The sequence below is a fragment of the Paenibacillus sp. FSL L8-0436 genome, assembly GCF_038593025.1.
Classification (GTDB): Bacteria; Bacillota; Bacilli; order Paenibacillales; family Paenibacillaceae; genus Paenibacillus_AQ.
The window spans coordinates 4,657,173-4,683,923 of the sequence record NZ_CP151955.1; the positions used below are offsets into that span (position 1 = coordinate 4,657,173).

The following is a 26,751-nucleotide window of genomic DNA, read 5'->3' on the forward strand; positions in this document are numbered from 1 at the left end:
GAAAACGCAGCTATAACAGCAGCAGCAAACCGCCCTCCAGCTTAATGATCCTTGGCATAATTCAAACCTAAGCGGTAAGCTTGGTTCAGCAGCATTTCGAAATGACCGGGATTTGAAGCCATGGTCTCATATAAGAATTCAACCTTGGAATTGGAAACACCGCAATAATCTGCAATTCCTACATTCAGCAGATGAGTAATCGTTTCATCATAGTTACGCTTTTTCATCTGTTCTTTCGAAACGCCAGCCAAACCAATCCACAAGACATGCTGATGATGAAGGTGGTTCGAACCGTACGCAAACCCATTGTTCCATACACGGTCAATATACCCCTTTAGCATAGCCGGCAAATGCCACCACCAAAGTGGAAAAATAAATACCAAAGCATCATGCTCCTTCATCCGTCTTATTTCCATTTCTACTTCAGGGGAAAAGGACTGTTCCGCAACTAACCAATCGGGTTCATCTGCTCCTTTTAAAATAGGGTCAAAACCAATCCCGTGCAAATCCAATATCTCGTAGTCGTGGCCAGCCTCGGCAAGACCTTGTACGAAACGACCAGCCACCTGAAAGGTCAAGGAATCTTTTCTCGGGTGTGAAACAACGATTAATACTTTCATACTTGTATCTTCACTACCTTTCTCTATAGCTGACTTCTAGCCATGATCAATGGCTGATGCTATTATAAACAGTAGGAAAATGATCTGGAAGTACGCACTTTTAAGTTCTATAGGAAGATACAAGTGCCATAGGAACATGGAAGTACCCTAGGTGGATTCCCCAGAAACTGACCTGAGTAACGGATTGAAGTGATTGCTTGTTCTCAGCAAACCTAGCCTTTTTAACGGAGGATTAAGAGATGACTGAACAGATGAAAAATAGCGCTCAAAAGAAGTATCTAGTTGGAGTGGAAGCGGCTTTAGAAGTAATGGGAGGAAAATGGAAGCCTTTAATTATCTACCATTTGATGACAGGACGGAAACGAACGTCTGAGCTTCGTCGGTTAATACCCGGCATTACTCAAAAAATGCTGACCACTCAGCTCAGAGGCCTGGAAAAGGATAAGATCGTTACACGAAAGGTTTATAAGGAGATCCCCCCTAAAGTGGAGTATGAGTTAACGCACTACGGGTGGGGATTAAAACCCGCGCTAGACCATTTATGCTATTGGGGAGAGGATCACCTGGAAAAGATTCATGGAGACAAGTCCAAGGTTTTGGAAGAATTCCAAAGCTGCTGTATTGAGTGAATTCAAGTTACTACTTAGCCCCCAGTTCATGAGAAAAGAGTGACGTGGCCACTGTGGAGAGAGGGGGCCTCCGTTCAATCTTTAAAGGCTCTCCCCCCGTTTCTGTTACGTTTGCCAGCCAACCTAAGTAGTAATGTTCATCCAGCTTATTGAGACATGCTTTATTATGATCCGCTCTATTCAGTAATCTGCGTAAAAAAGACCCTTCCCGGGAAGAGTCTAATTAGAATCGTATGTTCACAGCAAATTATCTTCATACCCCGTAATGTATAACATATTTCTGTGCAGCAATCGCCTTCCTTAATAATGTCATTAAATCCGTTAGTTCCATTGATGCGGCTGATCTTCTATCTTTTGCAACAATGCTATAGAAAGCTTCTAATGATTCAGGCGGAATTAACGTAACTCCCCACCTCGCAAGCGCAAAATCCGGTCTGTTATAGGAGTGGAAGTAGGTTCTAATTAAAGTCAGGTCGCTCCACCAATCATTCAGGATATCATCATCAATTGCCACACAATGATATTTCATAGGTTCATAGCAGACAGCATAATCCTTATCTTTCTCAAAATCATCTATAATACCGAATTCCGCCACGCAAGGCATAGGACTACCTCCTTTTCAAATCTCCTTAATACTCAGACTCCGCCGTGTGCCACATTCGCTCTACGATCAAGCCTATTTCGTGAAGCACAGAATCACTCCGTTTATCTTTCGGATACCCAAAATACAGATCAATCTCAAGATCAATGCCGTTCCAGATCTGCAGCTTATTGTCCTCGGCAAAACGCATTGCAATCGGCTCCGCCAGCAGCGAGCAGCCGGTCTCCCGCCCGACCAAATCCCCGATCAGCGATTCGTCATCGACATACATGATTTTGAGCGGAAGCAGATTCTGCTGCAGGAAATAATCAATGGATTGTTTATAGAAGGGACAACCCTGTGTCGTCCAGATCCATGGCTTCTGAGCAAAATACTCCAACGTTAACTCCCCTTCAGGCATAGCCCAGCTGTTAGGATAGACAACAACCATCCTGAAGGAATACAGTTTGATCGAATGTACAGACGGATGTCCGGCAGTTCCATAGTAAAAACCCGCGCTTATCCGGGAGCTGGTCACATCCTTTAAGAAATCTTCACTTTTGCTGTCCATAAAATGCAGCTCTACTTGCGGCAAACTCTCCGAGATGAACTCAATCAATGGTTTGATTTGAAGAACCTGCCCGTCTGTATTCAATCCAATCCGAATGGGTTCCGTTGAATTTGTCAGCAAATCACTTGCTTTATAGTGAAAATCGTCAATGGATACGAGTATTTCCTGCGCTTCCGGCAGTAGCTGTGAACCTTTTTCCGTAAGGACCATCCCTCTGGAGGTTCGGTAAAAAAGTGCAAAACCCAGCTCATTCTCCAGAGCTTTCAGCTGCGCGCTTGTTGCCGGTTGGCTCGTGTTGAGCTGTGCTGCCGCTTCAGTTAAATTGCCTGTCCGGGCGATCTCGACAAAGGTCTTTAATTGGTACAGTTCCACGGCTCTCCCCCCTTTAATTGCGGTTAAATAAACCATCCGGTTTTCCGATCGACTTCATCCGAACATACAATTGGACGGCGTGATACGGATCAACTATAGTAACTCTAGAATGACTGACAAGGAGTGTGCAATTATGTCTCTATTCATTGCCATGTGCTTTTTTTCATTAACCATGTCGATTTCTCCAGGTCCGGTGAACATGACAATTCTGTCTACAGGAGTCAATTACGGATTCAAGCGCTCTATCCCGTTGGTGTCCGGCGCAACTGTCGGCTTTACGCTCTTGCTAATCGCCGTTGGACTTGGAATATCCAATCTCGTAGCCCAAGCTCCGGTATTCTATCAGTTGCTAAGATACGCGGGCACAGGGTACATGAGTTATATTGGCTACAAAATAATGGTATCCCGTCCAGAGATCGAATTCAAGGAGGAGAGGCTCCCTCATTACCGTCATGGCTTGCTCATGCAGTGGCTTAATCCCAAGGCTTGGATCGCTTGCCTTTCCGGTGTTTCGGCCTTTGGGTTAAATGAATCCTATTCTTCCCTGCTTGTCTTTGTATGTATCTATTTCCTGATTTGCTATCTTTCGCTTTCCGCCTGGGCCCTTCTGGGCTCAAAACTGCAATTTCTCACCAAAGTGAAGAACGGGATCAAAGTGTTTAACCTGGTAATGGGAGGATCATTGATTATAGTAGCAGTTTATCTGATGTTCACGAAATAGCATGGCTTCAACTTTTAACACTTCAGCCCTCATATAGACCGCCTTAGCTTGTTAGGAGAATTATACTGTGATTAGTCAAATCCAGTAATTGACATGAATTTTACATAATAAGGTTGCATTTCTCTTAAATCCTTCTTCCAATCTAGTTGATTTTGAGCGCTTCCATGTAATAGAATGGACTAATTAAAAAGAAAAGGATGCGCATAACCGATGCGGTTGAAGAAACCACGTACACTCAGTAAAAGATCCATATTATTTTTCTCACTGATCATGCTTGCCAAAAGCTATTTTGCTTGGTATTACTTGTTCGAAGACGGGCCAACCTGGACTACATGGTTCAAAGAAATTCCTTTTGTGCTATTGATCTTCTGCTTGATCGAATGGTTCGCTACGAAACGTAAAATAGCCATCTACATGTTTGTGAATTTGCTCATTACCGTTTTGTTCTTCTCTTTGATTGTATATCATAATCATTTTGGTATTATTGCTACCTCTCAGGTCATCGGCCAGGCGAAACAGGTGGGAGCCGTGAAGAAAAGTATTTTTTCGGTCATGCACCCTCAATATATGCTTATTTTTCTGGATATCATTATCATTACTTTTGTTATGTTTAGCCGAAAGAAAGCAGTCGCGTGGAAAAAAGCCATGTCACGCCGAAGTAACCGCAAAGTGGTGGCTGCCTTGTTCTGTGTTTCTTTCGCGATCTGTGTAATGAATATTTTTCCGAACCAGGCCAGTATGAATGAAACCATCCAGGCTGAGCAAATGGGAATTCTCAACTATGAAGCCTACGCCCTGCTTGCGGAGCGTGAAGAAGAGCTTATTGAGCTCTCCAAAATTAATCAATCCGTCATTGATCAAACTAAAGGCATTGAGGCTCAATCCAATCCGCTCTTGTTCGGAGCCGCCAAAGGAAAGAACCTGATTATTATTCAAATGGAGTCTTTTCAGAACTTCCTGATTAACTTGTCGATTGACGGGCAGGAAATCACTCCGAATCTGAACAAGCTTGCCGCCGGGAATTTCTATTTCCCCCGTTTCTACCAGCAGGTTGGACAAGGCAACACTTCCGATGCTGAATTTATCGTGAACACTTCCTTTTATGTGCCACCGAATGGTCCAGCTACTGATATATATGCTCCCAAAGAGCTTCCAAGCTTACCTAAGCTGCTGCAGGCGCAGGGTTATGATACGGCAACCTTCCATACGAATGAAGTTGACTTTTGGAACCGCGGGGAGCTTTATGAGGCATTAGGATTCGACCGCTTTTATGACAAATCTTACTTCGGTGAAGATGACACCGTCTTCTACGGGGCGTCCGATGAAGTTCTTTACAAGAAGACATCGCAAGAGCTGGCCCGAATGGACCAAAGTGCTCAACCTTTCTATTCACATGTAATCTCCATGTCCTCTCATAATCCGTTCTCGATTCCTGAAAGCAAATACAAAATGACATTGCCGGAACGATTCGAAGGAACGCTCGTTGGCGATTATATTCGTGCTCAGAATTACGCGGATTACGCGCTTGGACAGTTTATCGACGAACTAAAGCAGAACGGCGTATGGGATAACAGCTTAATCGCATTATATGGTGATCATCGGGGACTTCCTATTTTCTCACTTAAGGATGAGGATAAAGTCTTACTTGAGGAAATTCTGAACCATGAATATACGGAACGCGATTTGATTAATATTCCGTTAATCATAGCTTCTAAGGGGATTACGACTCCAACCGTAAAGGATCAATTAGGCGGACAGGTTGACATTTTACCTACGGTATCCAATTTATTAGGGGTAACCCTAGATAACCATATTCATTTTGGACAGGATCTGTTAAATGAATCCGCCTATAACCTGCTGCCGCAACGCTATTATTTACCTACCGGATCTTTCGTGAATAACGAAGAGCTTTTCTTATCCGGCAGCGGCTTTGAAGATGGTCAACATTATACTTTATCCGGAGATGGCGCTAAACCGCTTCAATCCACAGAAGATGAGTTCAATCGTGCCCTGGAGCTCCTCCGGCTGTCAGACAGTTATGTGACGCAATTACCTGATAGAGAAGTTGCCGAAGTAGAATAGCAGGCACAGCCCTCACGGCAAGGACAGCCCTACATAGCTCATTCAACCCCACCGTTATTAAACGGTGGTTTTTTTTGTAGGCACTTAACCCAATCAGCTGAATAATATGTCTTGAAAAGACAAATTAACGGATGAATGAGGGAAGCCTAATGGAACATTGGATTAGAGTAGAACCGCAGGTGAATGTATATGTAAATGATATCAACCCGCTAGGCAGGAAAACGATATTGTTCATCCATGGCTGGCCTGCGAACCACAAGATGTTCGAATATCAGTACAATCGTCTGGTGCCCATGGGATATCGCTGTATCGGAATGGATATGCGGGGATTCGGGAATTCGGATAAGCCTCTGAGCGGATACGACTACAATCGGTTAGCGGATGATATCCGGTGTGTTATCGGGGCTTTAGGGCTTCGGGACATTACACTCGCGGGACACTCCACCGGAGGAGCTGTAACTATACGTTACATGGCCCGCCACAACGGGTATGGGGTGTCCAAACTTGCGCTTTTCGCCTCAGCTGCTCCCAGCCTGATTCAGCGGCCCGGTTTTCCTTATGGCACCACAAAAGAAGCTATAGATCAGATCATTCAAGCGACCTATCAGGATCGGCCCAAGATGCTGCGTGACTTCGGAGAACAATTCTTCTATCAAAAAGTATCGCAACCGTTCTCGGACTGGTTCTTCCAATTAGGACTGCAGGCAGCAAGCTGGTCCACTATAGCCGTCTCCAACGCCTGGCTCGCCGAAGTATTATTTCAGGATCTCCCAAAAATACAGGTCCCTACTTTGATTCTTCATGGCATCCATGATCAAGTTTGTTACTACCCTTTGGCTGTGGTGCAGCATCAAGGGATAAAGAATTCTGTGCTTGTGCCATTCGAGAATAGCGGCCACGGATTGTTCTATGACGAACGCGAAAAATTCAACCGGGAGCTGTCCAGGTTTGTCGGGTAGCCTAAATAAGAAAGAAGGGCGGGATGCAGATGGGCAGCAATAAGGGTTATGAGCAATGGGCGATTTTTCTGGCTGCTGTCTGCGGACAGACCTATGCGCAATTTTCGAATACGGATGGTTCGTTCGCCGTGCCGGCGAATTATTCGGTCAATCATGTAATCAAGGCGAAATCCTTGGGCCATGTATGGGAAAACTTCGGGTTTATTATGGAATCTCCACAGGAGATAATTATTGCTTTTCGGGGAACCAGCTCGACAACCAATTGGATCTCGGACATCATCGCCTCACAGAGAAAATTCAAATATATAAAGGAAGATTGCCTTACCCATCGCGGCTTCACAGACATCTATTCTTCGGCCCGTGAAGGAATTCTCTCAGCACTGTCCAAGATCGAACCCGGTAAGACATTATACATTACAGGCCACAGCCTCGGTGCAGCACTTGCGACAATGTGTGCAGTCGATCTGAGTGCCAATACGGATTACCGCTCACCTTATCTATTCACTTATGGGTCCCCTCGTGTAGGCGATCCATCCTTTGCAAAAGTAAGTACAAGGTATGTTCCGAACAGCTACCGCATTGCCAATCCTTTTGACGTCGTGACCTACACTCCACCCTCTATCTACAAGCTGCCTAAGCGGGAAAAAAGGTACTATTACAGTCATGTCCAGACCCTAAATCCGCAGTCTTTCCAGAATGGTGCTGTTGGTCTTAATCATATTATCGGAAGTTATTTCATAGCCCTCTCCAAGCTTCAGCCGGAGTTTACCGAACAATTATGTCAGGCGAATCCCGGTTTTTGCCCGCTCATTGAAGTGAAAGTACCAAACTAATTCAGGCCGCTCCAGGAATTGGCGCCTTATTGTATCCATTCCATCAAGTACAACCGTTGCTTATCCACGTTAAGGATGACGATGCAGTAACTGCCGTCCTCTTTCTTTGTGTAATAATAATAATCACCTGTGTCATACTCCGTCGGGTAGTTCTTATAAAGTTTACCGTATTTAGCAATCTCTTTCCGGGACACCGGTATAATAGATTGTGTGAACCGCGATACTTCTTCTTCCAGGGAATGCCTTGATTCTTCAGTTATTGGCTGCCAGAGTGCCTGGTCTTGAACCTTTGCCAGTTGTTCTTCGTTATAATTCAGAACATAGTATCCTTCTCCATCCCCATGAAAACTCGGTTCACTTTCAAATACAACTACTAGCTCAGCTGGCTTGGGGATCGTTATTCCCCACCTGCCGCTCCACATATCATAGGTTGCGGTATCGTTGTCATACATTTTATAACCCACACCTATACCGATAACGATTAAAAAAATGACGCCACTCCATATGGTTACTGTCTTCCTTCGCATTGTTGCTTCCTCCTGACCACTCTTTAGTATGGGCCGTTCCTTTCTCTCTTCACCCTTCCACTAACCCATAAAATCTCAAATCTCCGTCTTCAGTTTCCGCGATGTATATATCGCTCCGTTCCTTGACGCTGTAGATCTTTGTCCCAATGGATAATTGGTTGGCCGTGCCATTCTTAAATTCCTTGCCATCTCCGGACTGTTCAATAATTTCCGTTACATACTGATCTTTATGAAGTTCTAATTCATCCACCCATGGAATCCCAGTGTTATAAATGATGTCCGAGAACATAAAGATGTTCGCATTGGAATTGTCAGACAGAACGTCTTCCGCAGTTGGATTGGATGTGCTCCATTCCCGGCTGACTGAACTTTTGTTGGAATTACAACCAGCTATAACAAACATGAAAATGATAGTGACCCATAGAATTGCAATCCGTTTGTTCATTTTGTCCTCCCCTGAGCTGCTAAAGTATGCTATATATAAGTTTATTATACATTGAAATGGAAGAATATGACGATTAGCGTTCCCTATTTAAAATCAAGGCAAACCATAATGAGTCAACATATTACGATGCCGATCGAGGTACAGGAGTATTTTAATGCTGTCAATCAATAAACATGAATTCAAGGTGAATAACGGCAAAATCACCGAACTGTTGGTCACGCTTATCTAACAGAGTTATAGTTTAGTTTATGACAGAAAGGGAGCCGCACTAGGTGCGGCTCCCTTTCTGTCATTCTCCAAACGTAAGAACCAATTGAAACTCCCCATCCGCAAGTGCGGCGCCAAGGCTCCCCCCTTGCTTCTCTACCAGTTGTTTCACGATGGATAAGCCGAGGCCCAATTGGCCGCTTGCTCTGGAGTGATCACTGGTATAGGTTCGCTCGAACAGCTTGGGAAGATCCTGTTCGTGGATATGATCGGTGTCATTCGCGAAAATAATCATTACTTTGTGATCCTCTGTAAATAAAGAAATCGCAAGCCGGTTTTTGGCATACCTAAGCACGTTCTGCAGCACATTGGAGAAAATTCGGATCATGGCTTTCTCATCCAGCCAGATCGTCCGCACCGCTTCATCCAAGTTCAGCTGAACTTCAATGTTCTTCTGCACAAGGTCCGTATGGAACGCGAGAATTACTTCGCTCAACAAGCTGTACAGATAGAGGGGCTGCATATCCATAGGATAGTCTCCGGACTCCAGACTGGACAATTCATAGAACGACTCCACGATGTTGTTCATTAACGTCATTTTATGCAAAATAATGTCCAGGTACTCCTGCCGCTCCGCTATTGGGATTGCCGGGTCCTTCAGCAGATTGGCGTAGCCTTGCATTGAAGTAAGAGGTGTCCGCAAATCGTGAGAAATGTTGGCGATTTCCTGCTTGATTGCAAGTTCTCTCGATTGATGGATCACTTGTTCTTTCCTGCGCTGATCGAGCTGCCGGTTAATGGCAACCACCAGCTGCTCCATTTCACGTCCCGGCAAAGGCAGCTTCACGTTCAGGTGCTGCGTGGGAGGATGGTCTACTTCTGCCAGTTGTTTTCGTACTTGCATAATGCTCCGCCGCTGCAGTATATAGGGAATAAGAAACAAAGCAGCCGTTAAGGCAGCCGTTATGACGAGAGCTAGATGCATGTTCCTTATCCCCTCCTGGACCTATAGTCAGAACTCTTCTTTCTTGAACAGATATAGCCCTAGCATATAAAAGACCAGCGTATAGACCGCCCCTACTGCCCACGGTTCCCAGGCTGCATAGCTCATATCTTCATAGGCATTAAGTAAATAATAAGCTGGTCCATGACTATGCAGCCACGCTGCCCATGTAAATCTGCCTTGGAGGTAACCCAGAATATAATGTGGCAGGAAATAGATGAGCAGGTAGGCAATGAGCAGCTGTGCATTTTTCTTCATAACGGCAGCAAGACAGTAGTAGGTTGTGATTCCTGCAATCATGAGGGGCAACATGTTAAGCAGCATCCTCATATATTCCGTGAGTGCATGATCAACATTGCGAACCATCAGGGTAGTTCCCAGAAGCAGGGACACTCCCACCAGTACAAGAGCGAATAAGAAGAACCCGGCCATTGTAATCAGCAGTTTGGCTGTATAGATGGTTTGCCTGCTGTAGCCATAAGCTACCGTATTCTTAAGCACATTCTTATTGTCGCCCATAACGATCAGCGGAAAAATGAAAAGCAATACGAACACAACCGGCATCATGCTTAGGACATTGCGGTAGAAGAATCGTTCATTCCCGTAGGGGAAATTAGGCTCTGACTGCTGAAAGGCATACAAGGTGACAGCCGCGCCAACCATTAGCAGGATATAGAGCAAGCCAGATAAATAATAGCTTCGGGTCCGGACGAAACGATACTGCTCGCTTTTCATCAGATTAAGCATTACGCTCACCTCCCAGCAGACTCAGGTAGTATTCTTCCAGGTCTCCTCCCGTGACATTTATCGAAAATACACCGATACCCTGACTATAGAGTACCCGGTTAATTTGATCGGTCTTGTCCATACCGCCGAACAGCTGAATATGATGATCCGGCAGGATTCGATAAGGGATGTCCGGGAAGTGTTTTTCCAGAATCGTGGCGGCTTTGCCGCTGTCATTTACAACCAGCTCGACGGTTTTTCTGGTTTTGTTCAGCAGTTCCTCTGCCGTCAGCTGCTCAACAATCTGTCCCTGATCCATGAAAACATACCGGGTAGCCACGCTCTGTAATTCAGATAACACATGACTTGAGATTAAGATCGTCACCTTTTTTTCCTCATTCAAGGTCTGAATAAGCTGACGGATCTCCACCTTCCCTTCCAGATCCAAACCGTTAGTCGGTTCATCCAGAAGCAGGAATGTCGGATGAGTCATCAGGGCAAGCGCCAGTCCCAGCCGCTGCTTCATTCCGAGGGAAAACGCCTTAAATTTCTTCTTGCCGGTAGTAAGAAGCTTTACTTCCTTAAGGGCTTGATTGATAGAGTCTTTGCCTGCGATGCCCCGCTGCTGGCGGTAATATTCCAGGTTCTGCCTGGCCGTAAAGTCCGGAAAAAATGCGGGCTCCTCAATGAGCGCACCTATTTTCCGGCGTTCCTGCCTAACCTCGGCAGCTTCACTTTTTCCATACAAAGTGATTTTGCCAGCCGTCGGAAAGACCTGTTCGGTAATACATTTGAATAAGGTAGTTTTACCAGCGCCATTTTTACCAATTACTGCGCAAATATCACCTGCAGCAATGTTCAGGTGGATATTCTGGAGTGCGTGTGATTCCCGGTAGGTTTTACTTAGCCCCTCAATCTCCAGTATACAATGCATCATCGTAATGACTCCCTTGCGATTTGATAATTCAATTGTATCCAGATCACCCTTAATAAGCTTTAAGCAAAACCTTAAGAAACCTTAAAGAAGGTATGGCTACACTATTTTGAACCCGATACCCCAAACCGTGCGGATATATTCCTCTTCGGTAACCGCGGCGATTTTGGCCCGCAGGTTGCTGATATGTACATTAATGGTGTTGTCGTCTCCAAGATACGTCCCTTGCCAAATATTCCGGTAGATCTCACTTTTCGAGAAAATCTTATCAGGCTTGGACAGAAGCAGTGCCAGAATTTCGAATTCGTATTTGGTTAAAGTCAGTAATTCGCTGTTCAAGGTGACTTCACGCCGCTGCTTGTCCATGATCAGTTCACGTACACGGATAATTTCTTCGCCAGGATTCACCGCATGCACGTATTGTAGACGTCGAAGCTGTGCCTCCACTCTAGCCATAACTTCTTCCTGATCAAAGGGCTTGGTAATATAATCATCCGCACCTAAACGAAGCAGCCCCACCTTGTCCTCCAGTGTACTTTTTGCAGAAATGACAATGATCGGAACCGTGGATTGTTCCCGGATTTGCGGAATCAACGTTTCTCCAGGCATTCCCGGCAGCATCAAGTCCATCAGCACCAGCTGGTAGGCTTCAAGCGACAGCCGAAGCGACGCTTCACTTCCCGAAAATGCTGAGACGGCAGTAAGTCCTTCGCCCGTAAGCATGCGGCACAGCAGGCGATTGATATCGGCATCATCTTCTATTACGAGTACTTTGATGTTTGATTCATCCACTTAGGTTACCTCCAGCTACAATTATGGCCAATTCCAGTTCCTTCTCTGGAAACGTAATTTGCATTGGCTCTACTACTCTATTAATCTTAACGTATTGTGACATCATCCGGTAGACCGGACAAGGGGGAATCGTTCATGGAATGGGACAACGTATTCGGAATCAGTTATCAGAAGCAGCCGGGCCTAACGGAAGCAGAGCTGGAGCAATTTATGCAGAGCTGGCACAAACCGCTGACGGAGCCGGAAATCAACGAAATCATCAGCCGGCAGCGCAATCCCTTCCCGGTTGCCCATCCGCTGCATGCGCAGTACGCTCCGTTTGACCCCGGCTTATGGTCCATCCCGCACAAAACGCTGCCTGCAAGTTATCTGGACTTTCTGTGTTATTCCAATGGCGGGGAGTTTGTGAACGGGGAACGCTACTTTCAGTTTTTTAGCGCGGCTGAATTAAGACCCATGCTTCTGGCCTATGAGTTCCCGGAGTATATGCCGGGAGCGGTGCCCTTTGCGATGGACGGAAGCGGCAATCATTACATTTGGGATATGCGCATGGAAAGGAATGCTCAGGAATATCCGATTCTTGTATCCCATTCCGGCAACCTTGGCTACGAGGATTCCATTGTTATTGCGGGATCGTTCCCGGAGTTATGCCACGGAACTACTTCAGTGGACGATGAGCTGCACGGGTAGGAGCTGCTGGAGGAAGAAATAATAAGCCTGAAATCGTCCAGCACTATGCTAAGACGACTTCAGGCTATATTTACAGCTTCTGTCTGCAACTATTCATCGCAAAAAGCACTAACGCGGGTTAGTGCCTTTGTAGGCTCTTATGTACCTTGTAGTCAAGCTTATAGCCATCTCTTAAAGCTTTTATGGAATACTTCAATCTGGTGCTGTTCTGCCCATGCCTTCAGCGCTTTCATCCCCTGGTCTTCTTTTTCGGCAAAGGAGAAACAGGACTTATACGGTACAAAAACATTTCCATTCGGTTTAATTCCGACCACAGGCTTGAAATACCCCTTAATATACACAGCTTTGGTTTTCTCGGCTTCGATGGTCAAATTTTTCAAGATAATTGCACCAGGTTTCAGCTCGATATTCATAATCTGCCTGGCTGTGAAAAGCCGTTGCAGCAAAACCCCTATGATGGTAAGACAGAAGATGCTCCAAACATACGCGAAATAAAGTAAAAAGCTCCCTTCTTCCGATAAATAGATCATTGAAAAGATCGCAATTCCTATCGACACACATAGCGATATAGTCATCATCAGCTCCGCAGGACGTCTGCCTTTGTATACCTCTACCGGGTCCATACCTTCACCTCATTCTTTTAATATCCTTGTTAAACCAATGAATATAACCACAACGGTGACAAGTTAAGGTGTTCGCGGAGCGGTTGGCAAAATCAAGGTTCAAAAAACTTAAGAAAGCTGTATTCAGCTGCGCGTATCCATGCTCGAATTTATCATATTGGCAATGAACACAAGTGACATAAATTCCATTGGCCTGATAATAACCGGGACCTGTTGATTCCTTAATATTCTTGGCAAACAACTTAAAGAACCTTTTCGCCTCATTTGGCATAGCAGTTATCCTCCATTTAAATATAGCTTTATATATACATACGCTTCCGTTATTTGGGAAGTTTCGATTACTTGCTTCATACAAAAAAACAGCCTGCCGGAAAGGCAGACTGCTGTAATTCCTATAACGATTCACGGATCACTCTCTTGTAAAAGAGCACCGACAGGAAGCCGAAGACCGAATACAGTACTGTATAGAACAGCATGACCAGGATCATCGGTGTAAGCATTTCAGTACCGAAGAAGAACCAGCCTGATTTGACAGCAAAGTAGCTATGGCTCAGGCCGATGACCAGCGGAATGCCGAAATTGAACAACTGCTTGAATTGGATGCCGTGCAGAAGGTCGCTCTGGGTAAAACCCAGTTTGCGCAGGATGGTATAACCGTCTTTTTCCTCCTCGCCTTCATCCATCTGCTTGAAGTAAAGGATACAGCCTGAGGTAATGAGGAAGGTCAGGCCCAGAAACCCGACGATGAACATAATCATCCCCATAATACTACGCCAGTCCATTTCGAACTCATGCTGGGAAAAGCTTGGCTCCTGCGGAGCCTGGTTCTCGTAAATTTGATTCGCGGTGTCCAATTTCGACCGGTCGGTGATTTCAATCCCATAATAATTCGCTACTTCTTTCTTTTTTTGCAGTTTGGGGTCGAGCACTTTAACCAGTTCCTGATAAACGGACTCATCCACCACGAATATTCCGGCGCCGGAGGCATAATAGACAGGCAGGATAGGCTTTTTGGATACACCGCTCAGCTGCAGCTTAATCGTCCCGCTTGAAGTCAGGAAGCCAACCTCTCCGGTCTCTTTCAGTGTTATTAATTTTTCCAAAGCATTGCTGTAGCCCATGAGACGGGTCTCACCGGGTTCCAATTCTACACCTTCGATGCTGACGTCACTGACAACAGAGGTGGATAGGATGCGGTCCTCGGAGGCTGTGGACGGTGACACGTCCATAATTTGAGTGGCATCTACATCCACCCCAACCGGATAAATATCAATTTCCTTGTACTTGATCTGCTCCTTATTGAGCGCTTGAATAAACTTCTCCTTCGCCTCGGTCCGGGCAAAGCCAATATCATGCGGGGAATTTACTTTGGCTGTCGCTTCCGCCGAATAATAGGAGATATAGCTTAAAGACAACAACCCGATGGCCAGTGCAGAAACCGTCGTGATGATCGTCAAGAGCAGCGCGTTCGATTTCATCCGGAACATGATCGATGAGAGCGACAATACCTCGTTGATGGACAGGTAACCCTTTTTACTCTTGCGGATCGCGTTGAATACAAAGCTGACCGAACCTTTATAGAAGAGGTAGGTGCCGATAATGACTAAGCCGAGAACCAAGATCATGATGATCATTAATTCGTTCATGGCATTGAACTTTCCGCCGAAAAGCTGGGTCGACAGATAATACCCCCCTGCAACAAATCCAATGCCTAGCAAACCCATGATAATCTCCCACAGCGACATTTTTTTAATCCGCTCCTGAGTCGTGGAAGTGACCCTGAACAGGGAAAGGATGCTCTGCCCTTTAATGAACACGTAGTTCATGATCATAATCAGCAGGTATATTGCGGCAAAAACGATTACGGTCTGCAGCAGCGCCTGCGTGGAGAAACGCAGCTTGGCCAGTTCATCCACTTCAAGGATTTTGAACAAAATCATCAATACTAGCCGTGACATCACAAATCCCGCACCTATTCCGATAATCATGGAACCAAAATACAGAATCAGGTTTTCCGCACTGAGCAGTTTGAAGATTTTACCCTTGGTCAGTCCTATCAACTGGAACAAGCCGATCTCCCGGCTGCGCCGTTTAATGAAAATCGTATTGGCATAGAGCAGGAAAATCGCAACAATGACCACTAGCAGTACAGAAGAGGTGCCGATAGCTGCCCCACCCTTTACCGAACCTTTGATTTCGTCCATGGCCGGATCATATTTAAGGGTCACAAAAGAAAAATACAACGCCACACCGAAGATCAAGGCAAAGACGTAAAGATAATAATTTTTAATATTTTTTTTCAGATTGCGCAGAACGATATAATTCAGGCTCATTGCTGAACACCGCCCAATACGCCCTGAGTCTTGATAATATCGTTGAAGAAGGACTGCCGGGACTCATCACCTTTGTTCAGCTGCGTATAAATTTGCCCGTCACGGATAAACACCACCCGGCTGCAATAGCTGGCCGCCACAGGATCATGCGTAACCATGACGATGGTCGCCTGGCGTTTGCTGTTCATGTCAGAAAGCTTGTTCAGCAGATCGGAAGCCGACTTGGAATCCAGCGCCCCTGTAGGCTCATCTGCAAAAATGATGCTCGGGTCATGCACAAACGCCCTCGCCGCCGATGTCCGCTGCTTCTGCCCGCCGGATATTTCCGAGGGGTACTTATCCTTCAACTCATAGATTCCCAGTTCGCCCGCTACCTGTTCGAACTTCTGATGGGCATCCTTCTTGGAAATACCTGTGATGGACAGCGGCAGCAGCACATTTTCTTTGACCGTCAGCGTATCCAGCAGGTTATATTCCTGAAAAATAAATCCGAGATGATGCTTGCGGAATTCAGCCAGCTGTTTTTCCTTCATGTCCGTAAATTCCTTGCCTTCGATTTCGATCGTTCCCTGGCTTACGCGGTCAATGGAGGACAGCACGTTCAGCAGTGTCGTCTTCCCTGAACCGGACGCCCCCATAATGCCGACAAACTCGCCTTTATTTACTTGAAGGTCAATGCCTTTCAAGACCTCTTGTTTATTGAATTTTTTTCCGTAGGTTTTGTAAATTTTATTAGCCTGCATAATGATCATGTTCCACCCACTCCTTTTCTATAGTTCTATCATAAGCGGGATGTTTTTCTTTTTCCTGCGATTCGCCGAACAAAGTGAAGAGGCATGTGACATTGTTGTCACATGCCCTATAACCCCTGAAAAGGCCCTGCCATTCTCAGAATGTATAGGCTGGACTTGCCGTATCCGCCCAAGCCAGCGTTCCATCCGGCATCCATCCGAGCAGCGTGCCCGCAGCCACAAATTCAAATGTCCGGTCAATACGATTGTATACCCAAATAGCGCCGGTATTGGAGGTGTATGCCGCGAGCTTGCCATCTGGCGACCAACGGATCTTCGAGATAGCATAATAGTCCTGCTGTCCTTCATGTGCAAAAACATCCTTCATCACCTGATCCGTTAGCCGCTCATCCTGGACGATCGAGGACTTGCTGCTCCGGATGTCTAAAGATATCCTGCCGAGCGGATTACTCTCTTCACTGTCTGCCGGGAGAATAAGAACCGAATTGTCCTGCCACGTCAGTGGATAAACAAACAAGAAGCCATCGCTATGTGACATTGAGGCCGCATTTTCCTTCGAAAAGAGCTTATTCCCCTTCTTATCCAGAACCAGCAGATCCGCCCCGGTACCCACATAGTCATCATGAGCAAATAATACGGCAATTTTGCTGCCATCCGGTGAGGAGGACATCCCGTATACCGGCTTGTCAAAGCTATACAACTGCTCGCGGGAGAAATCGGTCAAATCAATTTTGTATAATCTTTTGTTTCCCAGAACCATGTAAGTATATTCAGGGTAGAAGCGGTCGGAATACATTTCATGATATCCATAGTCATTGCCGTACAAACCTTCCTTAGCTGGAACTGAAGGGATATTCATCACCTTGTCTCTTAATGCATCATATAAATGATGTTCCTCTTTCCCGTAAAACAGGAAGGACGGACCGTTCTTACCGCTGTCGTTGATATTTTTGATCCAGCTTGTATCCCAAGCCGGAAGTACCTTGTTCGTACCCGATTGAAAGTTCTTCAGCGTGATACTGCCCTGATTGGCTGAATATTGCACCACGACCTTATTGCGGTACGGCTGATCCTGATTTTTATACGTTCTTCCGTCTGCTGTTTGGGCTTCATCCAGATTAAACAGGCAGGAAAAAGGACTCTCCTCAAGCATGCGAAGACGAATTTGCACAAACCGGGGCGATTCCCATTCCAGTGTATAGCTGAACTCCGTATGTGGATCGCTTGTATTTAGGCTGTTCTTCAGCGCCAGCTCCAGTGAAAGCTTGTCTATGTCGTTATTGGATTTCACTTGCACCAGTCGTTGATTGCTGCTGATACTTTCCAGCTGTTCTATATAGAGAAAAGGTTCTTCTGCACTTTTATTGGTATTCACTACGGAAGCATTAACGTTATCCACCGTCGCTTCCCCGTTCTGGCATCCCGCGAGCAATATGGCGGCAACCGCAAACATGGCAAAATAGCGCATATAAACAACTCCTACCTTCAATTTTTATCCAGTATATTTATATTGACGCTTTTTTTGCTCAGATGTTTCATCACGGACCGCCGTCACATACCTTCAATCTTTACGAACTCATTCTCCTGCGGAAAAATCAATGTAAATACTGTTCCTTGCCCAAGTATAGAATTCACCTGAATATTGATCCCTAGCGGCTCCGCCACTTGCCTAGTCAAATACAGTCCCATCCCGGTAGCGGCCCCTTCCTGACGCCCGCTCGTCGAGGTGAAGCCTTTATCAAATATCCGCGGCAGATCCTTTGGGTCAATTCCCCGTCCGAAATCCTCAACGGTAAGCACAACATGACCGTCTTTTTCCGTGCTCAGGATGAGGATATCGGAAGCTTCACTGTATTTCACGGCATTCGTCAGCAGCTGCCTGAGCATAAAGCCTAGCCACTTGCCATCGGTCAGCACTTCTTCGGCCGTAAGGAATACGTCGAATCCGATGCCTTTGGGAATACACCAGGATTTCAGCGCCCGAATCTCCTTGTTCAGAACCGGCTCCAGTTTGACCTTTTCGATAAACAGGTCATTGCGCATAAAAGGAATCCGTTTCTGGTGAAGCTGCTGGTCGAGCAGATGATGGATCCGCAGCCATTCGTACATTAACTGCTTCTGCAGCGTCTCGTCCGGAAGACGTTCAATCATCAGCTGCATCGCCGTTAGCGGAGTTTTGACCTCATGAATCCACGACAGCAGATCATCCTTCTCCGATTCCAGCAGCTGAAAATTTACCGAGGTTTCCTGCCGGTAACGTTCCGTTTGGGTGATCACGGCTTCCTGCACTACCTTTTCGAACGGGCTCTCGGCTTCCCCCAGAACACCAAGATCATAAGTTTGATCCCAGGCTTCCATGTTTCTGTAGAACCGGGTTTCCTTGGGATATCGGAGAAACACAAATGCGGTACAGACCAGCACATTCAGCAGTATTATGTACAGCATCGGCATTAACGGAATAGATGCATCGAGATAGACTACTAACAGAAGGAGCAGCTGCAGCACGACGAGCAGGAGAAGCCAGCTCCGTTTCTCCTTAAGGTATTTCCAGATCATAACGCCGCCTCTTCAGTTGCCATATACCCTTGTCCCACCCGGGTTTCAATGTAAGTGTCCAACCCCAGCGGTTCCAGCTTTTTGCGCAGCCGGTTCACATTCACGGTCAGCGTATTGTCGCTCACAAAATGCTCATTGTCCCACAGATCCTTGATCAGGTCTTCGCGGTTTACAATCTGATCTTTGCGCCCTACCAGGATCTTCAGGATAAACGTCTCATTCTTAGTAAGCAGAGCAGCGCCAAGACTGTTGGTTACTGTGTTCTTCACATATTCAATCGTCGCTCCGCGCCATGTCTTCAGCTCCGTCCGCTCAGTGCTATAGTTGTACACCCGGCGCAATGTGGCTTGGATTTTGGCGATCAGCACCTCGAAATGAAACGGCTTCTGAATAAAATCATCGGCTCCCAGCTGCATAGACATCACCATATCGCTCGGATGATCGCGTGAGGACAGAAAGATAATCGGCACATTGGAATGTGCACGCAGCAGCCGGCACCAATGGAACCCGTCAAACTGCGGCAGTTGAATATCGATCACGACCAGCTCCGGTTTGACCACCGTGAACTCCTGCAGCACCTTGCCAAAATCCGTAATGCCATAGACCTCATAGGACCACTGGGACAACCGGTCCTTGATCTCATTGAATAACGTAACATCGTCTTCGATTAGCATAATTTTAAACAAATAAAGCCACCCCGCTTTGAATCTTTGGACAGATTCATCTTTTTGTAGTGTCCATCTACATTATCATTAACTATTTCGTTATGCCAGGTCAATATTACTTAATTCCCTTTACAGGAAAAACCCTCTGGCGCACACAACGCAGAGGGTCCATTATGAGTATTATGCCATTTCATCCAATCGTACGAATCTAAGGTGTCTTGTCTTCAATTGCGGCAGCACCTCGTCTAAAGCCTCCAGCATAAAATGAGGTGCCTGTGCGTCTGCCCCCACTGTCTCGCCGCTGTCATGCAGCAACACAACGGAGCCGCCAGTAATTTGGTCAAGCAGCTTTGACTGGAGCCGGGTCTGACAGACCCGGCTGCTCCAGTCACCTGCCGTGATTGACCATAACGCAATCCGGTACTCTTTGTAACGGAAGTAATCAAACATATTCATTAAGCCCCAGGGCGGACGATAGTGGTCGGGTCTGGTGCCAACAATACCTTCTATAATATCTGCGGAACGATCCAGATGTTCACTGCGAATCGTTTTAGGCAGCATTAGCCAGTTGGAAGTATGACAATAATTATGTATGCCAATCTGATGGCCCTCACGGTCAATTCTGCGAACAAGCTCGGGATACCGTTCCGCTTGCGATCCCAGTACGAAAAAGGTTGCCTTAACCTGATGCCGTTTCAATAAATCCAGTAATTTCGGTGTATATTCCGGATGTGGCCCATCATCAAAAGTGAAGGCCACCTCCCCCTTTCCTTTACCTTTGCGGAAGACCCCCCATCCTGTCATCCGCGAGATTAAGCTTGGAATGAACATATAAAAAGCGGCAATACAGAGTATTCCTCCTATTAAATAGTTAAACATGCTTCCCCACCCCCTTTATTGGCAGCTTATCCGGACAGACGCTGTTCGGGTGAGAAACGCTTCTTCAGCGATCCCCGCGAGTGAACCAGAAGCATGGGTACAAGCTGATCAGTGCGCCGGTCAATTCTTTTTCTTCCTTCCGGATGCATAGCTGACAGCAGCAGGCGGAGGTAGACTGTTGTAATTCTCGTAAAAAATCCCGATTTCATCTGCTGCTGCTCAAAGCCCAGACCATGTGTCAAACCGCGATGGAGCAGCGTGATACCCATTAACGCTTTCACCTGCTGGTACTCCGACTGCGATTCAAAGGCTTCATTAATTTGCTTCATTGATTTACGCAGCATCCGGGCCGTTTGCAGTGCAGCCCGATCCGAGCCTTCGGACTTAATAAGCTTTAGAATTTTTTCATTGTCCAGGTGAAGCTCCCCTACCCACTCTCCCTTGTGGATGACTGTTGAATCCTGGCATACAATGGCCTCGCCCCGATGCTTTTTTAGCATCACCGAGCATATGCCAAAACGCGATGTACTCGCTCCCCGAAAATATGTAAGCACCGAAAATGCCTTTTCCCACATCATCCAGAGGTTTTGAACCGTAGTTTTCCGTATTTTGATTCCCAAATGATACACCTTCCTTACTTAGCTGTTCTTTTCCCTAATTACTATAGTAGTGATCAGAATTTTCTTTTTTCTTATGTAATTCTTACGTTATTCTTAAGTTGTTATTGCCCCTAATACTCTACTCCTTTCAATGCAATCCGCTGTGTTATCACACTTCCTTTATTTGACGCTATAGATAGGAATTCCCCTGCAACCGGACCAGCGATCACAGAAATGAGAAGGGAATGCCTTCACTTAATTATTGGTATTCCATTCATTCTTCCAGACTCATAATCATTGAATGTAGACGGATACCTTCCGGCAAATCTTCCTTGGCGACACTTATAAGCGATCTGGCAACTATTTTCCCCGGCAACTCGTTGTCCGATGGATTCTGATCACTCACAGGCACTGCCTTAATTTTTAAAATCGGTTTTTCAGCTGCGGCATGTTCAGCGGGAAGTGTTAGCGATTTTACCTCAAATCCCTTTGTTACCGACTCCATTTCCCCGATGCTCACGCAAATGAAATACTCTGTGGGGGTTTCCTTCACTAGATATCCGCCGGGTGCTGAATTTTCGTACTCTTTATACCGGTCCGTTACTTCCTTTGGTAAATTTTCGGTATTACTCCACTCCCAAGTGAAATCAGGCGAATGCTTGGAGTAGAGATGTTGTGTAAACGGAATACTTGCACTCTGTTTATTACGATCTATTTCTACGGTTTTAGTTTCAGTCTTAGTTTCCGCTACTCTATGATTCCCATTTCCTTCTATGTCTGCGCTGCACCCCAGCTGCAAGCCTAACATCAGCGTGATGATACAAGCTCCATATCTTGTTCTGGACAATGATTATACCCCCTATTGGCAAACTCCCTTTTTCGCTTCTTCCCGGAAATCATACCACAATTAGCTTTTTCTGTAAGGACGTTCAGTAACTCTGCTCCAGCAACATCATTCAAGAAATGTTCTGTTGTTCATATTATAATAGCTACATAGAACCAGAAAAGAAGGTGCAGACAGTGACTCGTGAAGTACGTACGGTAGTCTATGATACGGACTTAAATCTTGAAGCGTATCGGTTTGAAGGAATCATGCAGAAGTTCCCCAACCATTTCCATGACTACTATGTCATTGGATTCATTGAACAGGGCAAGCGATATCTGGTATGCAATCATGAAGAGTATATTCTTAATAGCGGAGATGTGATTATCTTTAATCCGCAGGATCCCCATGCCTGTGAACAGCTGGACGGCAGAACGCTTGACTATCGCTGTATCAATATAGAGCCGGAGATTATGCGCCAGTATGTGCTAGAAATTACGGGGGCGGGCGATCTGCCCAGGTTCACACCAACTGTTCTTTACCAGAGTGAGCTGGCCTTGTCCCTGCATGAGCTGCACCGGATGCTGCTGGAGGAACAGTCCGATTTCCAAAAAGAAGAACTATTCCTGTTTCTGCTGGAGCAGCTCCTGAGAGAATACTCCGACGCAGAACTCCCTAGCCCCACCCGGGAGCTTACCACGGAAATCAAAAACATTTGCCAGTACATTGAGTCACATTATATGGAGAGCATTACGCTGAATCAGTTAACGGCCTTGACCGGCTTAAGCAAATATCACCTGCTGCGTCTATTTACGAAACAAAAAGGAATATCGCCCTATTGCTACCTGGAAACGATTCGGATTAACCATGCCAAACGCCTGTTGGAACAAGGGATGCTGCCCATTGAAGTGGCGCTCCTGACCGGATTTAGTGATCAGAGCCATTTCACCAATTTCTTCAAAAAGCTGATCGGTCTAACGCCTAAGCAATATATGCGCATATTTACGGCCCGGCAGACAGAATCAAAGCCCTCTCCGGAGATTACACCATGATGGAGGAGCGCAAGGCCACTACCGGACATCTGCTCGCGTTGCTTACCATTCTGATCTGGGGTACAACTTTTATCTCTACTAAAATACTGTTAGTTGACTTTACGCCCATTGAAATTCTGTTCTTCCGCTTTATCATCGGTTACGTCGCATTGTGTCTTATTTATTCGCGTCCGCTACGGACGAAATCACTCAAAGAAGAGCTGCTGTTTATCGCGGCTGGACTCTGTGGGGTAACGTTATATTTTCTAGTGGAAAATATCGCCCTTGTCTATACGCTCGCATCCAATGTTGGCGTGATTGTTTCGATTGCGCCCTTCTTCACGGCGCTTGCCGCTCACTTCTTCCTGGAGGAAGAGAAGCTGAATGCGCAGTTTATGACCGGGTTTCTGATTGCGCTGGCCGGGATTGTGTTAATCGGGCTGAACGGAAGTTTCATCCTGCAGCTGAATCCCATTGGAGATCTGCTGGCCTTCCTGGCCCCTGCCTTATGGGCAATCTATTCCGTACTGATGCGGAAAATAAGCGCATTGCAGCATCATACGATCGGGGCTACCCGCAGAGTGTTTTTTTATGGGCTGCTGTTTATGCTGCCTGCGCTTTACTGTTTGATTTCCGTCTTGGCCTGGACAGATTACTCAGCCTTTCCAATGTATCCAACCTTCTTTTCTTGGGTCTGGGAGCCTCGGCACTCTGTTTTGTCACCTGGAACCGGGTGGTCGGAATCCTTGGAGCGGTAAAAACAAGCGTGTACATCTATATTGTGCCTGTAGTTACAGTTGCCGCCTCTGCCCTGTTCCTGCATGAAAATATCACTTGGGTCACTGTGGCGGGAACCTTGCTCACCCTCGCCGGCTCCTATATTTCAGAGCGCAAAGCAAAAACGATCCCCCGGAAGCGGATCGTTGTAAAAAGTGCGGATTGAGTCTGTCCGTATGCTCATTTGAACGTAAATCAGCTGTGGATGGTGCCACCTGCTTGTTTCACCTGTTCGGCGATTTCTGCAATAATATACTATATGCATGCTAAGATCACCTGTATTATTCATGGGAATAGACTTTAGGAGGTCCTCATGAATATTACAGCTTTTATCATCTATTGCGTTGTTATCACCATCACACCCGGGCCCACCAATATTGTGATCTTATCTTCTGTGCAGCATTTCGGGGCAAGAAAGACCATGAAATATGTATACGGAGCCACGATTGCCTTTGGCCTGCTGCTTGCTGCTTCTGCTGTGCTGAACCATGTGCTAGCCGGAGTGGTCCCCAATATTGTGGGTATTATGCAGATCATCGGCAGTATCTATATGCTCTATCTTGCCTATCAAATCTACAAGATGAAAACAGGGGAGGCAACACCGTCCCACAGCACCAATTTTTTGTCAGGCCTATTTATGCAGTTTGTGAATCCAAAGGTTATCGTATTTACTTTAACGGTGATTCCCAGCTATGTGATGCCTTACTATTCCTCCTCTTTAGCCTCATTTCAGTTTGTAGCTATCATTACGGTTATCGGGTTTCTGGCGTTTATGACCTGGGTCATCTGTGGTACAGTCTTCAAAAAATTTCTCCAGCAGCATCAAAAAATAGTCAATGTTCTAATGGCGCTGTTTCTGGTATACTCTGCAATTATGGCGTCGGGAATCATCTAGAGAGTGTTGGGGGTGAGAGTATGGAGCAATTTACGTATAAAAAATCTGCAGATGTCCTTGCTCTGGCGGCAAGTTTCGCCGATTTCACCTATAAAAAACATTGCCACGAGGAGTATGCTGTCGGCGTAACCCTGCGCGGCATTCAGCAATATAATTTGAGCGACAGCTTCCAGTCCTCGCACAGGAATGGCGTCATGCTGTTTAACCGCGAGCAATATCATGACGGCAGGTCGTACGATAAGGAAGGCATTGATTATGTCATGCTCTATATCAAGCCTGAGCTGGTAGCCGAGATCCTGGGGAAGAAAGAGCTGCGTTTCCAGTCCCCTATCGTCTACGACGTCAGCCTGGCACGAAACATCTGCGCCCTCAGCCGGGCCATTCTGGACGGTAACGACGAAACGCTGTGTACGGAGCAGTTGATCCATTTAATCGGCATGTTATCCAAAACTGCGATGGATGCAGAGCAGCGGAAGAATAACCGGCTAGTGAAACAGGCGAAGGAAATGATGTACGGCAGCATCGGCAATGTGCTCAAACTGGATGATCTTTGTACAGAGTTTGGGATGTCCAAATACCAGCTGATCCGCGAGTTTAAGGCCCATACAGGGATCTCGCCTTATCAGTTTTTTCTGAATTGCAAGGTGGAACATGCCAAACGGTCCATTGAGGCCAGCAAAGATATCTATACGGCCGTAGCGGAATACGGATTTGTGGATCTGACACATCTGAACAGGCATTTCAAAAGTATGTTCGGGATTACTGCATATGAGTACATGACACAATTACAATAATACAATTACGGATCATCCAGATGCCTATGGCATCTTTTTTTTGCCGTTTTATGGCTTGGAGCTCCATCATAAATTTACTCTTTACAAAATATTGACTATGGGTTATTTTAACATTAAGTAATTATTAAATATTATTCAACTATCTATAACATTTAAATTATTAAAACTTGAAATTGGAGGACCGTATGGAAATTGCGATGAAGGATATGTTACTGAATAATATCAATTTTGCTTACAATGAGTCCATCGAATTGATAGTGTCCATGGGAATGATCGCTTGTGAGGGAGAACTGACCTCCATGGCAGAGGATTTAAAGATTGAGATGGACCCACTCGTAGCAGCCTACTTTGAGGACGCACGGGTCCGTTTGTCACCTCATTCCTACCGGGAGCTTCAGTTTTTTTTCAACTATAACTTTTTCCACAAGGCACTCGATTTTGCTTTCTACGAATCCATCTGCACTTATCCTGATCCACAGACTGCAGAAGCATGGATTGAACGGCTGGAGCAGAGACCGGCAGAACAAGTGGTAGCCGAAATGGTGTATGGCGTGTATTCCGATAAATTGGAGGATCTGCTGGAAGGCAATGACTGGGAGGAAGTCAAGAAGGATGTTCATTTGATGTCTGAACTTGTGGCAAGAACGAAACCCCAGCCTGAGGTTGCCGGAGCGCAAGGACCGCTGCTTGAATGTCTTGCTTTCCCGGAAGAAACGAAACTGCGGTATATGCAGCTGCTCCGTCAATTCTACAAGGATGTCTTTACCTATTGGAAAGAGCGGTTACAAATGGAATCTGAACAAGCCACTCTACATTACGAAGCGCTTTTCCTGGCCGATCCCGTCCGCTTCATTAGGGATATTAACAAAAATGAGCCTGCGTTGTATGATGTACCGACGACTTTTCATATCAGCTTCTTTTCGCAGGTGGGCAATCATTTCCTTAATTTCTGGACGGAGGCTGGAAGGGTCGGATGGGTGATATTTGGTGTACTCAACGACCGTGTATACGGACCTGCTGCTGACCGGGAGAAGACAGAACTTTTCTTAAAAGCATTCTCGGATAAAAGACGCCTCGACTTCCTGCTGCTGCTAAAAAAACGCCCGCATTACGGGCAGGAAATCGCTGCGGCTCTTGGCATTACACCGGCAGCTGTGAATTACCATTCCAACTTCTTATTCTTTCTGGACCTTCTGGAAATTAAAAGAGAGGATCACCGCTTATATTACCATCTGCGCATAGATAGATTACGGGAATTGCTGGCCTTAACCGCAAAAGTCATGCTGGATGAAGATTAGATTAGCTTAACAGGAGTACAGGAAAATTTGAGAAT

The 26,751-nt window shown here is 46.0% G+C and carries 29 protein-coding genes and 1 pseudogene; 11 read left to right on the plus strand and 19 right to left on the minus strand.

The annotated features are described in order from the left end of the window. Positions 1-41: 41 nt before the first annotated feature. The gene (locus NSS79_RS21400; RefSeq protein WP_342436055.1) at positions 42-620 is read right to left on the minus strand and encodes an NAD(P)H oxidoreductase; all 579 of its coding nucleotides are present in this window, start codon (positions 618-620) and stop codon (positions 42-44) included. Between the two features lie 239 nt (positions 621-859). On the opposite strand from NSS79_RS21400, the gene NSS79_RS21405 reads away from it, so the two are divergent. Then, positions 860-1,249, plus strand: coding sequence for a helix-turn-helix domain-containing protein (locus tag NSS79_RS21405; RefSeq protein WP_342436056.1), 390 nt, complete (start codon positions 860-862; stop codon positions 1,247-1,249). A gap of 253 nt (positions 1,250-1,502) precedes the next feature. On the opposite strand, the gene NSS79_RS21410 is transcribed toward NSS79_RS21405, so the two are convergent. Both NSS79_RS21410 and NSS79_RS21415 read right to left on the minus strand, forming a co-directional pair. Further along, a complete protein-coding gene (locus NSS79_RS21410) occupies positions 1,503-1,853 on the minus strand; it encodes a short-chain dehydrogenase (protein ID WP_342436057.1) in 351 nt (116 codons plus the stop codon). Between the two features lie 25 nt (positions 1,854-1,878). Beyond that, complete coding sequence (locus NSS79_RS21415; RefSeq protein WP_342436058.1) at positions 1,879-2,772, minus strand: LysR family transcriptional regulator; 894 nt, start codon at positions 2,770-2,772, stop codon at positions 1,879-1,881. Between the two features lie 133 nt (positions 2,773-2,905). On the opposite strand from NSS79_RS21415, the gene NSS79_RS21420 reads away from it, so the two are divergent. The 4 genes from NSS79_RS21420 to NSS79_RS21435 all read left to right on the plus strand — a co-directional run bounded on the left by NSS79_RS21420 (position 2,906) and on the right by NSS79_RS21435 (position 7,367). After that, a complete protein-coding gene (locus NSS79_RS21420) occupies positions 2,906-3,493 on the plus strand; it encodes a LysE family translocator (protein ID WP_342436059.1) in 588 nt (195 codons plus the stop codon). A 210-nt stretch (positions 3,494-3,703) separates the two neighbouring features. After that, positions 3,704-5,575 (plus strand): LTA synthase family protein, encoded by a 1,872-nt coding sequence (locus NSS79_RS21425; protein ID WP_342436060.1) that lies wholly within the window; start codon positions 3,704-3,706, stop codon positions 5,573-5,575. A 149-nt stretch (positions 5,576-5,724) separates the two neighbouring features. Further along, a complete protein-coding gene (locus tag NSS79_RS21430; protein ID WP_342436061.1) occupies positions 5,725-6,534 on the plus strand; it encodes an alpha/beta hydrolase in 810 nt (269 codons plus the stop codon). A gap of 29 nt (positions 6,535-6,563) precedes the next feature. Continuing rightward, the gene (locus tag NSS79_RS21435; protein WP_342436062.1) at positions 6,564-7,367 is read left to right on the plus strand and encodes a lipase family protein; all 804 of its coding nucleotides are present in this window, start codon (positions 6,564-6,566) and stop codon (positions 7,365-7,367) included. Positions 7,368-7,393: 26 nt separating this feature from the next. On the opposite strand, the gene NSS79_RS21440 is transcribed toward NSS79_RS21435, so the two are convergent. The 6 genes from NSS79_RS21440 to NSS79_RS21465 form a co-directional block, all read right to left on the minus strand. Next, entirely contained in the window at positions 7,394-7,894 is a 501-nt protein-coding gene (locus tag NSS79_RS21440; RefSeq protein WP_342436063.1) for a hypothetical protein, read from the minus strand. A 49-nt stretch (positions 7,895-7,943) separates the two neighbouring features. After that, the gene (locus tag NSS79_RS21445; protein ID WP_342436064.1) at positions 7,944-8,339 is read right to left on the minus strand and encodes a hypothetical protein; all 396 of its coding nucleotides are present in this window, start codon (positions 8,337-8,339) and stop codon (positions 7,944-7,946) included. Between the two features lie 289 nt (positions 8,340-8,628). Further along, positions 8,629-9,531: a HAMP domain-containing sensor histidine kinase gene (locus NSS79_RS21450; protein WP_342436065.1), complete on the minus strand. Its 903-nt coding sequence runs from the start codon at positions 9,529-9,531 to the stop codon at positions 8,629-8,631. A gap of 27 nt (positions 9,532-9,558) precedes the next feature. Beyond that, on the minus strand, positions 9,559-10,296 hold the full coding sequence (locus tag NSS79_RS21455) for a hypothetical protein (RefSeq protein ID WP_342436066.1): 738 nt from the start codon (positions 10,294-10,296) through the stop codon (positions 9,559-9,561). Continuing rightward, entirely contained in the window at positions 10,289-11,212 is a 924-nt protein-coding gene (locus tag NSS79_RS21460; RefSeq protein ID WP_342436068.1) for an ABC transporter ATP-binding protein, read from the minus strand. Before NSS79_RS21460 ends, NSS79_RS21455 begins: the two co-directional genes overlap by 8 nt. A gap of 96 nt (positions 11,213-11,308) precedes the next feature. After that, positions 11,309-12,001: a response regulator transcription factor gene (locus NSS79_RS21465; protein ID WP_342436069.1), complete on the minus strand. Its 693-nt coding sequence runs from the start codon at positions 11,999-12,001 to the stop codon at positions 11,309-11,311. Between the two features lie 135 nt (positions 12,002-12,136). Between NSS79_RS21465 and NSS79_RS21470 the strand changes: the two genes are divergently transcribed. Beyond that, positions 12,137-12,691 (plus strand): SMI1/KNR4 family protein, encoded by a 555-nt coding sequence (locus NSS79_RS21470; protein WP_342436070.1) that lies wholly within the window; start codon positions 12,137-12,139, stop codon positions 12,689-12,691. A 158-nt stretch (positions 12,692-12,849) separates the two neighbouring features. On the opposite strand, the gene NSS79_RS21475 is transcribed toward NSS79_RS21470, so the two are convergent. The 10 genes from NSS79_RS21475 to NSS79_RS21520 all read right to left on the minus strand — a co-directional run bounded on the left by NSS79_RS21475 (position 12,850) and on the right by NSS79_RS21520 (position 21,945). Continuing rightward, positions 12,850-13,314, minus strand: a complete 465-nt coding sequence (locus NSS79_RS21475) for a hypothetical protein (protein WP_342436071.1) — start codon at positions 13,312-13,314, stop codon at positions 12,850-12,852. A 4-nt stretch (positions 13,315-13,318) separates the two neighbouring features. Next, complete coding sequence (locus tag NSS79_RS21480) at positions 13,319-13,585, minus strand: zinc ribbon domain-containing protein (protein WP_052092171.1); 267 nt, start codon at positions 13,583-13,585, stop codon at positions 13,319-13,321. 121 nt (positions 13,586-13,706) lie between these two features. Continuing rightward, the gene (locus NSS79_RS21485) at positions 13,707-15,647 is read right to left on the minus strand and encodes an ABC transporter permease (protein ID WP_342436072.1); all 1,941 of its coding nucleotides are present in this window, start codon (positions 15,645-15,647) and stop codon (positions 13,707-13,709) included. Further along, on the minus strand, positions 15,644-16,399 hold the full coding sequence (locus NSS79_RS21490) for an ABC transporter ATP-binding protein (RefSeq protein ID WP_342436073.1): 756 nt from the start codon (positions 16,397-16,399) through the stop codon (positions 15,644-15,646). Before NSS79_RS21490 ends, NSS79_RS21485 begins: the two co-directional genes overlap by 4 nt. Positions 16,400-16,535: 136 nt before the next feature. Beyond that, positions 16,536-17,867 carry a hypothetical protein gene (locus NSS79_RS21495; protein WP_342436074.1) on the minus strand — a complete coding sequence of 444 codons (1,332 nt, stop codon included), beginning with the start codon at positions 17,865-17,867 and terminating at the stop codon, positions 16,536-16,538. An 83-nt stretch (positions 17,868-17,950) separates the two neighbouring features. Beyond that, positions 17,951-18,955, minus strand: coding sequence for a sensor histidine kinase (locus tag NSS79_RS21500; protein WP_342436075.1), 1,005 nt, complete (start codon positions 18,953-18,955; stop codon positions 17,951-17,953). Beyond that, complete coding sequence (locus NSS79_RS21505) at positions 18,952-19,641, minus strand: response regulator (protein WP_342436076.1); 690 nt, start codon at positions 19,639-19,641, stop codon at positions 18,952-18,954. Before NSS79_RS21505 ends, NSS79_RS21500 begins: the two co-directional genes overlap by 4 nt. A gap of 159 nt (positions 19,642-19,800) precedes the next feature. Continuing rightward, positions 19,801-20,499 (minus strand): polysaccharide deacetylase family protein, encoded by a 699-nt coding sequence (locus NSS79_RS21510; protein ID WP_342436077.1) that lies wholly within the window; start codon positions 20,497-20,499, stop codon positions 19,801-19,803. 26 nt (positions 20,500-20,525) lie between these two features. Continuing rightward, positions 20,526-21,077 (minus strand): polysaccharide deacetylase, encoded by a 552-nt coding sequence (locus tag NSS79_RS21515; RefSeq protein ID WP_179091800.1) that lies wholly within the window; start codon positions 21,075-21,077, stop codon positions 20,526-20,528. Positions 21,078-21,372: 295 nt separating this feature from the next. After that, on the minus strand, positions 21,373-21,945 hold the full coding sequence (locus NSS79_RS21520) for a hypothetical protein (protein WP_342436078.1): 573 nt from the start codon (positions 21,943-21,945) through the stop codon (positions 21,373-21,375). Positions 21,946-22,118: 173 nt separating this feature from the next. On the opposite strand from NSS79_RS21520, the gene NSS79_RS21525 reads away from it, so the two are divergent. The 5 genes and pseudogenes from NSS79_RS21525 to NSS79_RS21545 all read left to right on the plus strand — a co-directional run bounded on the left by NSS79_RS21525 (position 22,119) and on the right by NSS79_RS21545 (position 26,716). Continuing rightward, a complete protein-coding gene (locus NSS79_RS21525; protein ID WP_342436079.1) occupies positions 22,119-22,973 on the plus strand; it encodes an AraC family transcriptional regulator in 855 nt (284 codons plus the stop codon). Next, a pseudogene (locus NSS79_RS21530) lies at positions 22,973-23,895 on the plus strand (DMT family transporter). The gene NSS79_RS21525 and the pseudogene NSS79_RS21530 overlap by 1 nt, the downstream one beginning before the upstream one ends. Positions 23,896-24,042: 147 nt before the next feature. Beyond that, positions 24,043-24,624: a LysE family transporter gene (locus NSS79_RS21535; protein WP_342436080.1), complete on the plus strand. Its 582-nt coding sequence runs from the start codon at positions 24,043-24,045 to the stop codon at positions 24,622-24,624. 20 nt (positions 24,625-24,644) lie between these two features. Beyond that, positions 24,645-25,418, plus strand: a complete 774-nt coding sequence (locus tag NSS79_RS21540; RefSeq protein ID WP_342436081.1) for an AraC family transcriptional regulator — start codon at positions 24,645-24,647, stop codon at positions 25,416-25,418. A 185-nt stretch (positions 25,419-25,603) separates the two neighbouring features. Continuing rightward, complete coding sequence (locus NSS79_RS21545) at positions 25,604-26,716, plus strand: hypothetical protein (protein ID WP_342436082.1); 1,113 nt, start codon at positions 25,604-25,606, stop codon at positions 26,714-26,716. Positions 26,717-26,751 lie beyond the last annotated feature (35 nt).

What these genes read in the sequence shown, in the direction of transcription:
- NSS79_RS21455 (WP_342436066.1), bottom strand. Translation starts at nt 10,296, where the DNA reads ATGCTTAATCTGATGAAAAGCGAGCAGTATCGTTTCGTCCGGACCCGA.
- NSS79_RS21495 (WP_342436074.1), bottom strand. Translation starts at nt 17,867, where the DNA reads ATGCGCTATTTTGCCATGTTTGCGGTTGCCGCCATATTGCTCGCGGGA.
- NSS79_RS21410 (WP_342436057.1), bottom strand. Translation starts at nt 1,853, where the DNA reads ATGCCTTGCGTGGCGGAATTCGGTATTATAGATGATTTTGAGAAAGAT.
- NSS79_RS21500 (WP_342436075.1), bottom strand. Translation starts at nt 18,955, where the DNA reads ATGATCTGGAAATACCTTAAGGAGAAACGGAGCTGGCTTCTCCTGCTC.
- NSS79_RS21490 (WP_342436073.1), bottom strand. Translation starts at nt 16,399, where the DNA reads ATGATCATTATGCAGGCTAATAAAATTTACAAAACCTACGGAAAAAAA.
- NSS79_RS21435 (WP_342436062.1), top strand. Translation starts at nt 6,564, where the DNA reads ATGGGCAGCAATAAGGGTTATGAGCAATGGGCGATTTTTCTGGCTGCT.
- NSS79_RS21440 (WP_342436063.1), bottom strand. Translation starts at nt 7,894, where the DNA reads ATGCGAAGGAAGACAGTAACCATATGGAGTGGCGTCATTTTTTTAATC.
- NSS79_RS21540 (WP_342436081.1), top strand. Translation starts at nt 24,645, where the DNA reads ATGGAGCAATTTACGTATAAAAAATCTGCAGATGTCCTTGCTCTGGCG.
- NSS79_RS21470 (WP_342436070.1), top strand. Translation starts at nt 12,137, where the DNA reads ATGGAATGGGACAACGTATTCGGAATCAGTTATCAGAAGCAGCCGGGC.
- NSS79_RS21425 (WP_342436060.1), top strand. Translation starts at nt 3,704, where the DNA reads ATGCGGTTGAAGAAACCACGTACACTCAGTAAAAGATCCATATTATTT.
- NSS79_RS21535 (WP_342436080.1), top strand. Translation starts at nt 24,043, where the DNA reads ATGAATATTACAGCTTTTATCATCTATTGCGTTGTTATCACCATCACA.
- NSS79_RS21515 (WP_179091800.1), bottom strand. Translation starts at nt 21,077, where the DNA reads ATGATGTGGGAAAAGGCATTTTCGGTGCTTACATATTTTCGGGGAGCG.
- NSS79_RS21485 (WP_342436072.1), bottom strand. Translation starts at nt 15,647, where the DNA reads ATGAGCCTGAATTATATCGTTCTGCGCAATCTGAAAAAAAATATTAAA.
- NSS79_RS21475 (WP_342436071.1), bottom strand. Translation starts at nt 13,314, where the DNA reads ATGGACCCGGTAGAGGTATACAAAGGCAGACGTCCTGCGGAGCTGATG.
- NSS79_RS21405 (WP_342436056.1), top strand. Translation starts at nt 860, where the DNA reads ATGACTGAACAGATGAAAAATAGCGCTCAAAAGAAGTATCTAGTTGGA.
- NSS79_RS21450 (WP_342436065.1), bottom strand. Translation starts at nt 9,531, where the DNA reads ATGCATCTAGCTCTCGTCATAACGGCTGCCTTAACGGCTGCTTTGTTT.
- NSS79_RS21510 (WP_342436077.1), bottom strand. Translation starts at nt 20,499, where the DNA reads ATGTTTAACTATTTAATAGGAGGAATACTCTGTATTGCCGCTTTTTAT.
- NSS79_RS21480 (WP_052092171.1), bottom strand. Translation starts at nt 13,585, where the DNA reads ATGCCAAATGAGGCGAAAAGGTTCTTTAAGTTGTTTGCCAAGAATATT.
- NSS79_RS21420 (WP_342436059.1), top strand. Translation starts at nt 2,906, where the DNA reads ATGTCTCTATTCATTGCCATGTGCTTTTTTTCATTAACCATGTCGATT.
- NSS79_RS21460 (WP_342436068.1), bottom strand. Translation starts at nt 11,212, where the DNA reads ATGATGCATTGTATACTGGAGATTGAGGGGCTAAGTAAAACCTACCGG.
- NSS79_RS21430 (WP_342436061.1), top strand. Translation starts at nt 5,725, where the DNA reads ATGGAACATTGGATTAGAGTAGAACCGCAGGTGAATGTATATGTAAAT.
- NSS79_RS21545 (WP_342436082.1), top strand. Translation starts at nt 25,604, where the DNA reads ATGGAAATTGCGATGAAGGATATGTTACTGAATAATATCAATTTTGCT.
- NSS79_RS21445 (WP_342436064.1), bottom strand. Translation starts at nt 8,339, where the DNA reads ATGAACAAACGGATTGCAATTCTATGGGTCACTATCATTTTCATGTTT.
- NSS79_RS21400 (WP_342436055.1), bottom strand. Translation starts at nt 620, where the DNA reads ATGAAAGTATTAATCGTTGTTTCACACCCGAGAAAAGATTCCTTGACC.